Source organism: Sphaerisporangium sp. NPDC005289 (assembly GCF_040607455.1).
GTDB lineage: Bacteria > Actinomycetota > Actinomycetes > Streptosporangiales > Streptosporangiaceae > Sphaerisporangium > Sphaerisporangium rhizosphaerae.
Genome location: NZ_JBEXGS010000013.1, coordinates 40,662 through 55,201, shown reverse-complemented (window position 1 = coordinate 55,201; position 14,540 = coordinate 40,662). Strand labels below are relative to the sequence as shown.

Annotated in this window: 10 protein-coding genes; 4 read left to right on the top strand and 6 right to left on the bottom strand. The window is 74.1% G+C overall.

Annotated features, from left to right (window positions below; translation table 11 throughout):
- Positions 1 to 4: 4 nt before the first annotated feature.
- On the bottom strand, positions 5 to 1,480 hold the full coding sequence (locus ABZT47_RS22825) for an NCS2 family permease (RefSeq protein WP_354845420.1): 1,476 nt from the start codon (positions 1,478 to 1,480) through the stop codon (positions 5 to 7).
- A gap of 151 nt (positions 1,481 to 1,631) precedes the next feature.
- Between ABZT47_RS22825 and ABZT47_RS22820 the strand changes: the two genes are divergently transcribed.
- On the top strand, positions 1,632 to 1,913 hold the full coding sequence (locus ABZT47_RS22820; protein ID WP_354845417.1) for a DUF2530 domain-containing protein: 282 nt from the start codon (positions 1,632 to 1,634) through the stop codon (positions 1,911 to 1,913).
- A 309-nt stretch (positions 1,914 to 2,222) separates the two neighbouring features.
- On the opposite strand, the gene ABZT47_RS22815 is transcribed toward ABZT47_RS22820, so the two are convergent.
- Together ABZT47_RS22815 and ABZT47_RS22810 are read right to left on the bottom strand one after the other, a co-directional pair.
- Complete coding sequence (locus tag ABZT47_RS22815) at positions 2,223 to 5,297, bottom strand: hypothetical protein (RefSeq protein ID WP_354845414.1); 3,075 nt, start codon at positions 5,295 to 5,297, stop codon at positions 2,223 to 2,225.
- Between the two features lie 343 nt (positions 5,298 to 5,640).
- Positions 5,641 to 6,456, bottom strand: coding sequence for a DUF3027 domain-containing protein (locus ABZT47_RS22810; RefSeq protein ID WP_354845411.1), 816 nt, complete (start codon positions 6,454 to 6,456; stop codon positions 5,641 to 5,643).
- A 325-nt stretch (positions 6,457 to 6,781) separates the two neighbouring features.
- Between ABZT47_RS22810 and ABZT47_RS22805 the strand changes: the two genes are divergently transcribed.
- Complete coding sequence (locus ABZT47_RS22805) at positions 6,782 to 8,539, top strand: MFS transporter (RefSeq protein ID WP_354845408.1); 1,758 nt, start codon at positions 6,782 to 6,784, stop codon at positions 8,537 to 8,539.
- A gap of 84 nt (positions 8,540 to 8,623) precedes the next feature.
- Here the strand turns inward: ABZT47_RS22805 and ABZT47_RS22800 are convergent, their stop codons facing one another.
- Positions 8,624 to 9,022: a cold-shock protein gene (locus ABZT47_RS22800; RefSeq protein ID WP_354845405.1), complete on the bottom strand. Its 399-nt coding sequence runs from the start codon at positions 9,020 to 9,022 to the stop codon at positions 8,624 to 8,626.
- A 63-nt stretch (positions 9,023 to 9,085) separates the two neighbouring features.
- Positions 9,086 to 9,718, bottom strand: a complete 633-nt coding sequence (locus ABZT47_RS22795; RefSeq protein WP_354845402.1) for an HAD hydrolase-like protein — start codon at positions 9,716 to 9,718, stop codon at positions 9,086 to 9,088.
- A 135-nt stretch (positions 9,719 to 9,853) separates the two neighbouring features.
- Here ABZT47_RS22795 and ABZT47_RS22790 point away from each other — a divergent pair, with 135 nt between their 5' ends.
- Positions 9,854 to 10,498 carry a helix-turn-helix domain-containing protein gene (locus ABZT47_RS22790; protein WP_354845399.1) on the top strand — a complete coding sequence of 215 codons (645 nt, stop codon included), beginning with the start codon at positions 9,854 to 9,856 and terminating at the stop codon, positions 10,496 to 10,498.
- Here the strand turns inward: ABZT47_RS22790 and ABZT47_RS22785 are convergent.
- Entirely contained in the window at positions 10,446 to 11,642 is a 1,197-nt protein-coding gene (locus ABZT47_RS22785) for a hypothetical protein (RefSeq protein ID WP_354845397.1), read from the bottom strand. The genes ABZT47_RS22790 and ABZT47_RS22785 overlap by 53 nt on opposite strands.
- Before the next feature lie 237 nt (positions 11,643 to 11,879).
- Here ABZT47_RS22785 and ABZT47_RS22780 point away from each other — a divergent pair, with 237 nt between their 5' ends.
- Entirely contained in the window at positions 11,880 to 14,270 is a 2,391-nt protein-coding gene (locus tag ABZT47_RS22780) for a helicase C-terminal domain-containing protein (RefSeq protein ID WP_354845395.1), read from the top strand.
- The last annotated feature ends 270 nt before the right edge of the window (positions 14,271 to 14,540 follow it).

Here is a 14,540-nt window from a genome sequence, read left to right as displayed (position 1 = left end):
ATCGTCAGGCGAGCCCCAGCAGGATCTTGACGGGGCCGATGGCGAAGTAGATGACGAAGAGGGCGGCCACCAGCCAGAGGAGGGGGTGGACCTCGCGGGACTTGCCCTTGACCAGCTTGATGAGGACGTAGGTGATGAAGCCGGCGCCGATTCCGTTGGAGATGGAGTAGGTGAAGGGCATCAGGACGATGGTGAGGAAGGCCGGGATGGCGATCTCGTAGTCGTTGAAGTCGATGGCCCTGATGGCGGTCATCATCAGGAAGCCGACGACGACGAGGGCCGGGGCGGCCGCCTCGTAGGGGACGATCTTGACCAGCGGCGACAGGAAGGCGGCGAGCAGGAACAGGGCGCCGGTCACGACGCTGGCCAGGCCCGTGCGGGCGCCCTCGCCGACGCCGGCCGCCGACTCGATGTAGGTGGTGTTGGAGGAGGTCGACGCCGCGCCGCCCGCCGCGGCCGCGATCGAGTCGACCAGCAGGATCTCCCGGGTGCGCGGCAGCGTCCCCTCCTCCGACACCAGGCCCGCCTGGGCGCCGACGCCCACCACGGTGCCCATCGTGTCGAAGAAGTCGGTGATGAGCAGCGTGAACACGAACAGGACGGCCAGCACGGCGCTGATCTTGCCGAACGACCCGAACAGGCTGAACCGGCCGATCAGGCTGGTGTCGGGCACGCCGATGATCTGATCGGGCATCGCCGGGACGACCAGGCTCCAGCCCGTGGGGTTCTTGCCGCCCATGGACGGGCCGACCTTGGCGATCGCCTCGACGATGATGGCGATCACGGTGGTGCCGATGATGCCGATCAGGATCGCGCCCTTGACCTTGCGGGCCACCAGCAACGCGGTGATCAGTAGGCCGATCACGAAGACGAAGATGGGCCAGCTGGTCAGCGCGCCGCCGATGCCGAGCTCCAGCGGCGTGCCGGCCGCCTTGCGGACGAAACCGGAGTCCACGAAGCCGATCAGGGCGATGAACAGGCCGATGCCCACGCTGATCGCGGTCTTCAACTGGCTTGGAATGGCGTGGAAGACCGCCGTGCGAAAGCCCGTCAGCACGAGGATCGTGATGACGATGCCCTCCAGGACGATCAGGCCCATCGCGTCCTCCCACGACATCTGGGAGGCGATGCCGAAGGCCACGAAGGCGTTCAGGCCCAGGCCCGCGGCCAGCGCGAACGGCACCTTGCCGACGAAGCCCATCAGGATGGTCAGCACCCCGGCCGTCAGGGCGGTGGCCGCGGCGATCGCCGCGATGTTCGCCGAGCCGGTGCCGTCGCCCAGGAACTGGCCGTCGGCGTCCTTGGCCCCGCCGAGGATCAGCGGGTTCAGCACGACGATGTAGGCCATCGTGAAGAACGTGGCCAGACCGCCACGGATTTCACGGTCGAGCGTCGAACGTCGTTCGGAGATCAGGAAATAGCGGTCGAGCCAGCCGAGCAGTCCGGCCGGCCGGGTCACAGGTGCGGTTATCTCGCTCACGCGGGCAGATTGACAGGCGGTATCACAGTCGGAAAGACCCCTGAGGCGCTCGTGGTCCGAATGAGACCAACTTGTGTGCAGTTCGGATTCGGAAGGAGGTTATCCGACCCGCCGAGCCTGGTGGAACCGTGTCTCGCCTAGGCTGGAACGCGTGAACGAGCCGCGCCCCCCGGATCCCACTCCGCTGGAGACCAAGGACGCCGTGACGATCATCGCGGGCACGGGCCTGTGGGTGGTCGCGCTGGTCGTGCTGCTCATCCTCCGCCCGTCTCCCGACCACCAGTGGTGGATCTGGACGTGCGTGGCCGGCGTGGGCCTGGGCATCTTCGGGTACTGGTTCGTCCGCCGCCGCGACCGGCGCGCCGCACGCGCCGAGACGACCCCGGACGGCGACCGCGACGACGCCTCCGTCCCCGGCCGCACCCCGTCCTGAAAGCCCCGGCCGGAGACCGGAGCCCGGAAGCCGGACGGACCGGCCTGGCCTGACCGGAAACCAGACGGACCGGACCGGCCTGGCCTGGCCTGGCCGGAGGCTGGACCGAACGACCTGGCTGCGCCCGTCCTGAGAGGCCGGACGGGAAGCCTGCGGCCGGAGGAAAGCCCCGCCCCGGGCACGAGAGCCCGAGGCCGGAGGCCGTTCTGAGGCCGACGTCTACTACGGCCCGGGCTGGGGGTCCCCTGGCCGCGCCCCCGTCGGGAGAGTCAGGGGGCGCGGCGCAAGGGTGGGGCCGTACGGCGGGGGTCAGCCGTCGAGGTCGGCCTCGGCGAGGAGAAGCGGCACGGCCTGCGGGTCGCGCAGCAGGGCGGCGACCGCGAGCCGGTCCCCCCACTGCCCGCTCGCCCAGGCCAGCCCGCGGGCGAGGCCCTCGACCCCGCTCGCGTGGACGACGCCCTCGTGGAACCGCCATGGCACCGGCACGCCGTCCACGGTCAGCTCGGCGTGCTCGACGTAGCTCGACGGCGACGAGGGCAGCAGCGAGCGCACCTGCGCGGGCACCGGCCGTTCGACCCCGGACGAGGTGATCTCCGCTGCGACCTCCTCGCCGATCACCGGCAGGTCGAGCAGTTCCGACAGCGCTTCTGCCAGGTCGAAGGGGGCCAGCACGAGCGGGCGGGAGGCCACCAGCGGCAGCAGGTCGGGCGCCTCGACGACGACCGGCCCGCCCGTGGCGGTCAGCCCTTCGGGAACCGGGCCGCCGTTGCCGCCGACGGGATGCCCGTCCTCGGCGTCGGCGACGACGATCTCGCCGTTCAGCACGGCCCGCACGGCGGTGGGCGGCGCCACCCTGGCGGGCTCCACTGCCGCGAGGGCCATCCACAGCGACCGGAGCTGGGCCCGGTCGACCTCCAGCGACGGGTCGGCCAGCAGGTCGAGCAGTTCGTCGGGACCGCCGTGGGAGGCCAGCAGCTCGGCCAGCGTCGTGCGCACGCCGATGAGCGCGAGCGCCGTTTCGTCCATCCCCTGGGGGGCGTCGCCGTACAGGCCGTACAGCAGCGGGTCGCCGGAGGGCAGGCGCAGCGAGGTGGGCCGTCCGCCGTCGAGCACGGGGTGACGTGACAGCCACCAGGCGGTGTAGGAGGGCACCTCGACGACCTCGCCGGCGACCAGCGCGCGCAGCGGCTGGAGCGCGGCGCGCAGCGGCGGACGGGACAGCAGCGCCAGCGCCGAGGGCCAGTCGGCGACGTACTCCAGGTCGCGGATCGCGGCGAACTCGCGCGCGACCGGCGGCACGTCGGCCTCGGGCAGCAGGTCTAGCACGGCCTCCAGCCATTCGTCCTCGGCGTCGAGGTCGTGGTCGCACTCGTCGGGGTCGAGCAGCACGTCGGAGTCGTTGACCACGGCGAAGCCGTCCAGCACGCCGGCGGCCGACAGCACGCGCGAGCCGTAGCGCTCGACCAGGTCGGGGGCGGCGACGCCGAACGGGACGTCCTGGTCGATCAGTTTGGCCAGCGATCCCTCGCCGAGCAGCAGCTCTCCCGCGGGGTACAGCTCGCCGTCGGCTCCGCGCAGGGCCAGCGCCGACAGCCACGGGGCCTCGCCGGCCGAGAGCCCGGCGGCGTCGACCAGCGCGAGCACGGCCTGCGCCACGGGCTCGGGGTCGGCGCTGTCGAGCGACTCCGAGACGGTGGCGCGGGTCAGCGGGTCCTCCAGCACGCTCCTCGGGGTCGCCTCGGCGGCGCCGAGCCGCAGCAGCAGCGGGTGGGCGGCCTCGGGGTGGACGACGCGCAGCCCGAGCGGGCCGAGGAGCGCGGGGTCCAGGGAGGACCCCGCGCTGAGCAGCAGCGTGCCGCGCGGGCCGCGCACGAGGCGGCCGTCGGCGAGCGGGACGGGTACGGCGCCGAGGGCCTCGCGGTCGTCGGCGGGCACCACGTCGTACAGCGACCGCCACCAGCCCGGGGTGGTGTCCTCCACGGCGTCGCCGGACAGCAGGTCGATCACGTCGGACAGCTCCAGGCGCCGGACGCCCAGGGCGTTCAGCGCCGGGTGCCGCGACGCCCACCCGGCCGGCAGCAGGCCGGGCACCACGTACGCGATCTTGTCGAGGAACTCGGCGGGACCGGCCACGACCGACGCCTGCCGGCCGGACACGACGTACGGCGCCTCGCCCTCGGCGGGCGCGGCCTGCGCGGCCGGTGTCCGCGTCCCGGCGTCCTTGGCGTCGCCCTGGTCGGCGGGCGGGGAGAGCGCCGGGAGCAGCGGGGTGTCGGGCAGGCGGCGCAGGATGGCCCGCCGGATCGCCGCGTCCAGCTCGGCCTTGCCCATCAGGCCGGGAACCAGGTCGAGCAGGCGGGGGGTGCGCGGCAGCGTGGCGAGCAGCCGCAGGTAGGTCTCGGCGGCCCGCTCGACCAGGAAGTCGGTGAGCGGTCCCGCGGCGACGTGCCGCCGGTCGGTGGCCAGCGGGAAGGTGGCGATGAGCAGCGCCGGCAGGTCCAGGGGCTCGTCGCTGGGCGTCGGGGCGTGCACCACCGGGGCGACGTCCTTGGGCAGGTCGCCGTGGGCGGCGGGGACGGCCCAGCGGACCAGCCAGGTGGGGCGGGCGCGCTCTTCGGTGGGACGTCCGGCGAACAGCTCGGCGACCTGCTCGGGGGTGAAGCGGCCGGACTCCTCGACCACCTGCCAGCCGTCGGCGGTGACCGTGCGCGTCTCGCCGCCGGCCTCGATCTCGATCACCGTGAGCGCGGGCATGGCCAGCATCAGCGCCGGGCCGGTCTCGTCGAGCATCTGGCGCACGGCCGGTTCGACGGTCGGGTCGCGCAGGGGCAGGCGCACGACGGTGTCGAAGCCGTCCGGCACGGGCACCGGCCCGGCCTCGAACGGCAGGCGCAGCAGCGGCACGTGCCCGCCGCGGACGCCCAGCTCGGTGGCCAGGGCGGGCTCGGCGGCGACGAGCGCGGCGGTCTCGGACCGCGACCAGCGGACCGCGCCGGTCGCCCGGGAGGCGATCACCGGCTCATCGCAGACCGACACGACGGCCGCGAAGCCGACGCCGAACCGGCCGATGGAGCCGGTCTCGTCGCGCTTGGCGGACACCCGGAGCGTGGCGAGTCCTTCGACGCCGGACTCGTCCAGCGGGGCTCCGGTGTTGGCGGCGCTCAGAACGCCGTCGCGCAGGGTCAGCCGCAGCCGCCCGGGGACGCCCGCGCGCGCGGCGGCGTCGGCGGCGTTCTGCGCCAGTTCGACGATCAGCCGGTCGCGGTAGCCGCCGAGGGCGAAGTCCTCCTCGGCGTTGGCGTCCTCGCGGAAGCGCGCGGGCGAGGCCGTCCACGCGGCGAGGACGGTGTCGCGCATGCGTTCGGTGCCAAAGATGTCAGTCACCAGTCATGTCCAAAGGTGGAGGAGACGGGCCGGCCGCCCCCGTGCCGGCGATCGGATGGTTCGCGGCCTGCGACCCCGGGGACCACGCCCCAAGACCACGGCCCTGTGCAACGTCCCCCCGAAGCCCATGACGCGGGGAACGGCATCCCCGGATCTACGACCCTGAGGAACGACACCCCCGGACCTACGACCCTGTGGGACGGGACCTCCGGGCCTATGGCCCTGAGGAATGGCGTCCCCGGGCCACGACCTTGGGGGATGCCGGTAGCCCCGCGGCCGGCCGGTGAGGGGGCCGGACGGCGCGCCCGGTGACCGGCCGCCTTCACCGGGACGCGGCCGGCGGTCAGGAATGGCCGAGCGGCTCGGCGCCTTCGTCGTCGACCGACCCCGCGGCGGGGACGCTCTCCTCGGGCATCAGGTCGTAGCCGAGATCGTCCAAGATGGGCATCGGCTGCTCGACGGAGGCGGGAGCGATCACGGCGGCCTCGGAGTGCGCGCCGCACCCGTGGTCGGCGGCGACGACCTTGCCGTCGTCGGGCGCGTACTCGTTGGCGCAGACGCCGAAGCCCAGGCGCAGCGCGCCGGCGAGCGGCCAGTAGAAGCCGCAGGTGGAGCACTGCGCGGGCGCGGCATGGGCGAGCGGGGTGTGCGGGCCGGAGTCGCCGGCGTGCCAGCGGTGCACGGCGCGGTCACGCCCGATCGCCGACAGGACCCGAGCGCGGCCGAGGCCGTACTCGAAGATCATCTGGCGATCGACGTCGTCGTCGGTCTCGGTGAACCCGGGCGCGAGGCGGTCGTCGTCGTCGGAGGTGGGCAGCAGGTCGCCGACGCCGAGGTCGCCGGGGAGCAGTCGCTCGCTCCACGGCACCCAGGCCGGCGGGAGCAGCGCGCCCGCGCCCGGCAGCAGCACGGTCTCGCTGATGGTCACGTTACGCGCGCGGGAGGCACGGGTCACGGTGATCGCCCAGCGCCAGCCGCGGTAAGCGCGGTCGAGACAGGCGAAGTAGTGCGTGACGACGCGCTCACCCTCGGCCTGGAAACCGAGATGCTCGCCCACCTCGCCGGGGCGGGCGATCTCCTCGGCGGCGGCCCGCGCCGGCTCCACGGCTGCGGCGCAAGCCTGGTCGGCGGTGAAGGTGCGGGAACGAGTGCGGTTCACATGTCAATTCTCACCCATGCGGCGAGCGGACATCACGCGTATGGGTCGGGTAAGACTGGAAACCGAAGCGGCACGCCATCAACCGGAAGATCCACCGCCAAGGAACCGCCCGCACCGACTCGCCGGCCCGGGCCACGGGCACCTGAGTAGACAAGAACGCGGACGGGCCGGGCGGCGGAGATCCCCGGCGGCGACGAGCGAGCAGGAAGGGGAAACGCGTGCGACGTCCGGCCACCGGTGCGAGCACCGGCGCTTCCCCCGCAGGCGTGTGATGGCGGCGTCCTGGCATCGTGGGCGGGCATCGCTGGGGCGCGCGGGGCGCGCCGTGGCGGACGCGGGCCGCGGCGCCGTCCGCGCCGGTCGCTCGGCCGCCCGTAACACCGCGGGCGCGGGACGGTCGGTCGCCCGGGGGACGGCGCGCGCCGGCCGTGGGGTGGGGCGGGCGACGCGCAAGCTGACCCACGCCCAGGGCGCCGGCCGCACCGGGCTGGGCCGCCTGATCGAGGTGACGGCGGCCCACAGCGCCGGGGACGCGCTCATCACGGTCGGCCTGGCCGGCACGCTGCTGTTCGGCCTGCCCGTGGACCAGGCGCGCGGCCAGGTCGCGCTGTACCTGCTGATCACGATGGTGCCGTTCGCCGTGGTGGCGCCGTTCGTCGGGCCGATCCTCGACCGGTTCCGGTCGGGGCGCCGGTACGTCATGGCGGGCACGCTGTTCGCGCGGGGGCTGCTCTGCTGGGCCATGGCGGCGGCGATCGGCCCGGCCGACGGGCTGACGCTGTTCCCCGCCGCACTGGCCGTCCTGGTGCTGTCGAAGGCCTACAACGTCTCGCGGGCCGCCATCATGCCGAGCGTGCTGCCCGCCGACATCACGCTGGTCACGGCGAACGCGCGGGTGGCGCTGTTCTCGCTGGTGAGCGCCGCGCTCGCGGCGCCGGTGGCGGTGGGCCTGACCGCGTGGCCGGGCGCCGCCTGGCTGCTGCGCGTCACCATGGTGATCTTCCTGGTGGCGGGGGTGGCCGCCGTACGGCTGCCCCGCCATGTCGACGCCCCCGATCTCGGGCTGGACGACGAGGCCGCCGAGGAGATCGTGGACGGCGCCGCGAGCGAGCCCCCGGACGGCCGCGCCGCCGGCCACCCGGACGGTCAGGCCGGTGGGCCGCCGGACGATGACGGCGACAGGACCAGGCTCAGGGGCGGCGAGCAGGGCGGAGGCAGGGCCGGGCGTGGCAGGGCGCGGGCGCGCTGGCGCACGCTGCTCAACGTGGGGCCGGTGGTGTCCGAGGCGATGCAGGCCAACGCCGCCATCCGCGTCCTGTCCGGCTTCCTGATCTTCTTCCTGCTCTTCCTCGTGCAGGACAGGAACCTGCGGGGGACCGGCCTGCCCGAGCAGGTCATGATCGCGATTCTCGCGGGCGGCGCCGGGGCGGGCGGCCTGCTCGGCGCGGCGGTCGCGTCCTGGACGCGCGGTCGCTCCCCGCAGCTCATCGCGCTGATCGCGCTGGCGTTCTCCACGGTCGCGGTGGGGGCGGCGGCGTTCTTCTTCTCGCTGTGGACGGCCGTCGGGGTGGCGCTGGTCGCGGGTCTCGCCCAGGAGATCGGCAAGCTGGCGCTGGACGCGACCGTCCAGCGGGAGATCGGCGAGGAGGTCCGGTCCTCCACCTTCGGCGTCGTGGAGGCGCTGCTGCAGATCGCCTGGGTGGGCGGCGGCCTGGCCGGGCTGATGTTGTCGCTGCTCTCGGGCCCCTCGGCCGGTCCCGTGGGCCTGGCGGTGGTGACGGCCGCGCTGGCCGCCGCGCTGCTCTGGCTGGTCCTCACGCGGCGCCGGCGGCTGCGCGCCCACACCGAGCGCGTCCTCGCCGAGCACGGGCCCGGCTCACCCGGGCCGGACCAGCCGCACGGCGGGCCGGAGCCTCGGGGGGCCGGAGCAACCCAGGGTGGACCGGAAACCCAGGGGGCCTCCCACGGCGGACCCGGGACGCACAACGGGCGAGAAGCGCACAACGGGCAGGCGGGGCGGGAGGGACAGGCGCCCGGCGCCAAGCCTGGGACGACCAAGCCGTTGACCAATCCCCATCACTGAGGCGCGCCTGTGGGCGGGCATGACGGCGAGGCCCCATCGTGACCTTGATGAATGGGGCGGGGAGAGGAGCGCGGACGCCTGCGCTCAGGCGTCGATGTCGTCGGCGACGGCCCGCAGCACCGTCGCGATCTTCTTGGCGTGCGCGGCGTCGGGGTGCTTGCCCCTTTGGTACGAATTAGAGACGTCATCGAGCAGTTTGATCAGGTCCTCGACGATGACGACGAGTTCGTCCGGCTTCTTGCGCTTACCTTTCGGCTTCACGGTCTTGGCGAGCGTCGGCGGCTGCTCCAGTACGCGGACCGAAAGCGCCTGCTGGCCACGGCGGCCCTCGGCCACGCCGAACTCGACCTTCTGACCCGGCTTGAGCGCTTCCGTGCCTTTGGGAAGCGCTGATGAATGTACGAACACCTCTCCGCCGTCGTCGCGGGTGAGGAATCCGAAGCCCTTGTCAGCGTCGTACCACTTGACCTTGCCAGTAGGCACAGGGGTGACCTCGTTCAGACTGTCATGAATGGTAATGGATGTAGGTTATGCCCACCGGGGGCATCACATGACCGTCGAAACGGCCCTGATTTCCGGGCTCCGCGAGACGCACCACGCGTTGTACCAGCTTCCGAAGCGCGTCAGATCGGGCAGCACCACATCAGCTCCGTGATCTTGCAGCGCCTGCTCGGTGTACGGGCCCGTCGCCACGGCGACGCTCACCGCGCGCCCCGCCCGGGCCGCCTCGATGTCGGCCACGTGATCTCCGACATAGGCGGCGGCGCCGAAGCGGGAGATCGCCACGCCCTTGGCCGCGCCGAACACCGATCCCACCACCTCGTCGACGTCCAGGCCCAGCGTCTCGACGGTCCGGCCGGCCCCGACGATGTGCTTGCCGGTGACCACGATGACCCGGCCGCCGCGCCGGCGGACCTCCGCGACGGCCTCTGCTGCTCCGGCCATCGGCGTGGTCATCGCGACCGCGACGTCCGGATACAGGGAGCGGTACAGGGCCGCGGCGGCCGGGATCGCCTCCGCCGGCAGCCAGTGGGCCAGCTCCTGCTCCAGCGGCGGGCCGAGCCGTTCGACCACGACGGCGGTGTCGATCGGCACGCCGAGACGGCGCGCCACCTCCTCGTACACCGCCGCGATCCCGGCGCGGGTGTCTGCGAGCGTCAGGTCAAGGTCGAATCCCACGGAACACACCCTTGAAGGATGCCAAATGGACGGCACCCCGCGAACCCCTACGGCTCGGGCGACCCGCGACGCCGATTCGACGGGAACTGACACACTTTGACCACATAAAGTCGGGGCCGGAGGTGACCACGGGCAATGACCAGATCGACGCGCGCACGGATCATCGACGAGTCCCTCAGGCTCTTCGCCGAGCGCGGCTACGCGGCGACGTCGGTCGCCGAGATCGAGGCCGCCTCAGGGCTGTCCCCCGGGGCCGGCGGCCTGTACCGGCATTTCCGGTCCAAGTACGAGGTGCTGGCGGCCGCGATCAACGAGCACGCCGCCCGCACCCGATCACAGGTCACCGAGGCGCTGGTCGAGGTGGAGGCCGTCGGCACGTCGATACCGATCGAGGAGCGGCTGGACCGCCTGTGCCGGGCCGGGCTGGCCAAGGTCCGCGACGAGAGCCGGCTCACCCGCGTCTTCTTCCGCGACCTCAGCCAGTTCCCCGAACTGGTCGCCGTCGTCCGCGAGGGCCTGCTCCAGCCCATGTTCGACGCGATCACGACGTGGTTCCGCACCCAGCCGGAGTACGCGGACGCCGACCTCGACTGGCCGGCGATCGGCGCCGTGCTGGGGGGCGCGGTGGTGCACTACCGGCTGTTCCAGGAGACCGTCGGCGAGCCTCCGGGACGGGCCGACCGCGACCGTTTCGTCGCCTCGTGGGTGCGCCTGTCGCTCGGGCTGATCAGCGCAGGACGCTCAGCGTCTGCCGCCGGGGTGGCGGAGGTGGCGGGTTGAAAAGGCGATAGGCCAGCCAGGCCACGCCGCCTGCCGCGCCCAGCATGAACATCAGCCCGCTGACGTGCCAGAACGAGGTGACGAACGCCGTGAAGCCGTCGCCGGGCGTCTCAGGGGCCCGCAGGGCGCCGAGCAGGACGCCGCCCACGACATAGGCCGTGATCGGCGTGAACAGCCCCGTCATCCGGTCTTTGAACACCCACGCGTCGCAGGACAGCACGGTCAGCGCGGCCAGCGCCCACACCAGCACGGGCACGGGGAAGATCGCGATGGACGGCAGGGGAAACGGCACCAGCAGGCCCGACAGCAACAGCAGGGCCATGCCCGCGACGGCGCGGCGGTCGTTGGCCAGGACGGTCCGCGCGTCGCGCCCGTCGGCGGCCTTGGGCACGGCCATCGCGCCCCGGCCGAACCGGCCCAGCAGCGGAGCCGGCGCGTCGCGCGGCACGGGACGGCGCGCTCCGGGGGCGGCGCCGCGGGGCAGCGGGCGCGGGGGCCTCGGCGGGCGGGGCGGCCGCACGGGACCCACCGGCCGGCCGTCGTCCACCACGGCGGGAAGCACCTCGGTCGCCGAGTCGCCGAACTCGTCGCCGGCGGCGGAACCGGCGACAGGACCGGTCGCGGGGCCGGAGACCGGCACCGGGGGGAAGACCGACGTGGCGGCCTCCTCCACCGGCGCGACCGGCGGGCCCTCGGCTCCGTCCGGGCCGGGCCCCCCGCCCTGGGGCGACACGGAGGAGACGGACGACGGGGAGCCGGGCCGTACGGAACCGGGCCGCGCGGACCCGGCGGCCGGACGCGACAGGGACGAAGGAGGGGACAGAGACGAAGGCCGGGACACGGCCCCAGGACGGCCGCCGCGGACGCCGCCGGGACGCCGCACGCCGGCGGCCCGCCGGGCGGGCTCGGGCTCGGCGCCGGTCAGCCGCGCGACCTCCCGCTGCAGCAGGACCGCGGGATCGCCGAACCGGGCGAGCACTCTGCGCACGGCCGCCGGGTCTTCGCTGCCCCGGCGTTCCTCCTCGATGCGTGCGCGCAACCGCTGCACGAAGTCGAGGCGCTGATCGGTGCGGAGCACGCCATGGGCGGCGTCCGCCACCTTGGCGACGTACTCGAGGACCAGCTGATCGGCGCGCTCGATCACTCTCGCCATACTGCCCCAGCGCTCCGGCCCGCGCACCGTTTCGCGGAAATGACTATCCTCACCGCTCCCCATGCCTCGCCCTCGCGCCTCCCGTCCGGACGCCGCCGCGGCCGGGTGCGGGCGAACACCGGTGATCAGGCTGGCGTACGACGGCCCATGGGCTCCTACCATGGAGGGGACGCTCCCACGGCGTGGGGCGTGCGGCGGATGCCGGTGGACAGGGGGTTCGGTGGAGCGATGAACACCGAGTTCACCGATTGGCTGCGCGGCCTCGGCGACGACCGGCTGCGGGCCCTGGTCGCGGCCCGTCCCGAGCTCATCACCCCGGTTCCCGCGCACGTGGAGGGCCTGGCGATCCGGGCGACCAGCCCGTCGGCCACCGGCAGGGCCCTGGACCGGCTCGACCGCTTCGCCCTGGCCGTGGTCGAGACGCTGCTGGTCATGACCGCCGAGGACGGTCCCGGCCTGTCGCAGGACGACCTGCGCGCGGCGATGGCCGGCGCGGTGCCCGAGCAGGATGCCGCGCGGCTGGACGGGCCGCTGCGCGAGGCCGTCGACGGGCTGCTGTCGCTCGGCCTGGTCTTCGGCCCCGCCTCGGCCCTGCGGCTGGCTCCCGGCGTGCGGGACGTCTCTGAGTCCCCTGCCGGGCTCGGGCCGCCGGTGGCCGAGGTGTTCCGGCACCACCCGCCCGAACGGCTGCGCGAGCTGATCCAGGCCATCCACCGCGGCGACACCGGCCGCGAGGAGGCCGTCCCCGAGCGCCTGGCGGGCCTGCTCGCCGAGGGCGGCATCGTCGAGCGCCTGCTGGGCGACGTCGGCCCGCAGGCCCGCGCCGCGCTGGAGGAGCTCGCGTGGGGCCCGCCGACCGGCCGCCTGCCCAACGCCCGGCGTGAGGTCACCGTGGCCACCGCGCAGTCGCCGATCGAGCAGCTGCTCGCCCGGGGCCTGCTCGCCGCGACCGGCGAAGAGAGCGTCGTCCTGCCCCGTGAGGTCGCGCTGGTGCTGCGCGGCGGGCGGGTGCACCGCGACCTGCGCCCCTGCGCCCCGCCGCTGGAGGGCGCCGAACGCGACCGGTCCCTGGCCGACCGCACGGCCGCCGGCCAGGCGTTCACCTTCGTGCGCTTGGTCGAGGAGCTGTGCGAGCACTGGAGCGTGGACGGGCCGGGCGTTCTGCGCGCGGGCGGCGTCGCCGTGCGCGACCTGAAGCGCACCGCGCAGCTTCTCGACCTGCCCGAGTGGACGGCCGCCCTGGTGGTGGAGGTCGCCTACGCCGCGGGCCTGGTGGCCTCCAGCGCGCCGGTGGACGGCGAGTGGCTGCCCACGACCGGCTACGACGTCTGGCGGGTGAAGGCGACCGAGGACCGCTGGGAGGTGCTGGCGTCGAACTGGCTGGCCGGTGACCGCGTGCCCGGCCTGGTCGGCGAGCGTGACGACCGCGACCGCCTGCTGAACGTCCTGCATCCCGAGCTGCGCCGTCCGGCCGCGGCGGAGGTGCGGCTGCGGACGCTGCGGGTGCTCGCCTCGGCCGCCGCGGGGCTCGCCCCCTCCGCCGCCTCGGTGCGCGAGCGGCTGGCGTTCGAGCAGCCCCGCCGCCGGGGCGCCTACCGCGACCGGCTGGTCGACTTCACCCTGCGCGAGGCCGAGCAGCTCGGGCTCACCGGGCTCGGCGCGCTGTCCCGCTTCGGCCGCGTGCTGCTCCCACCGGCCACCGCGGGCGAGCCCGCCCGGCTGCTGGCGCCGCTGCTGCCCGAGCCGGTCGACCACGTGCTGCTCCAGGCCGACCTGACGGCCGTCGCGCCGGGGCCGCTCACCAGCGAGCTGGGACGCTGGCTGTCGCTGGCCGCCGACGTCGAGTCGAAGGGCGGCGCGACGGTCTACCGGTTCGGCGAGGAGTCGGTCCGGCGGGCGCTGGACGCCGGGTCCAGCGCGGACGAGCTCCTCGCCACGCTCGAGAGGCATTCCACGACGCCGGTGCCGCAGCCGCTGCGCTACCTGGTGGCCGACGTCGCCCGCAGGCACGGCCGCGTCCGGGTCGGCACGGCGGGCTCCTACGTGCGCTGCGACGACCCGGCCGTGCTGGACGAGGTGATGGCCGACAAGCGGGCCGTGCCGCTGCGGCTGCGCCGGCTCGCGCCCACGGTGATCGCCTCGCGCAGCTCGCGGGCCGTGGTGGTCGACACGCTGCGGGCCCTCGGGTACTCCCCGGTCGCCGAGTCCTCCGAGGGCGACGTGCTGGTGACCCGGGCCGACGCCAAGCGCACCGAGCGCCCGCCGGCGGCCCGCCCCGCGCCGGGCGCGGCCGGTCCCGAGGCCGACGTGGTGGCGGCGGCCGTCCGGGCGATCAGGGCCGGCGACGACGCCCATCTGGCGCGCAGGCAGACGGTGGCGGCCCCTGACGGGCAGGTGCCGCGTTCTCCTTCGACGGGCACGGTGATGGCGCTGCAGGAGGCCATCCGGCAGGGCACGCGCGTCTGGATCGGCTACATGGACTCCCAGGGGCACGCCACCAGCCGCATCCTGGAGCCGGCCCGCATGGAAGGCGGCTATCTGACGGCCTACGACGAGACGCGCGCGGCGGTCCACCGGTTCGCGCTGCATCGCATCACGGGCGTCGCCGACGTCAACTGACGGGCGCACGCGCCGTCCAAAGGGATCACGTTCCCGGCATTGCGAGAGCACGACAACCCCATGGCGTGGTAAATGTTGATCAGCTCCACCATCATCAGAATTGAGACGATCTTGAGCAGCGGCACTCCCGAGCCCGCCGGGCACTCCCCGAACGGGTGGCAGAGTCCCCACGGATCGCAGGACGGCAACGGCGGCCCGTCGTCGCCAGGGATACGGCCGGCAGCAGTACGGCGGACCGACACCGTACGACCAGAGCGGCCCCGCGCAGCA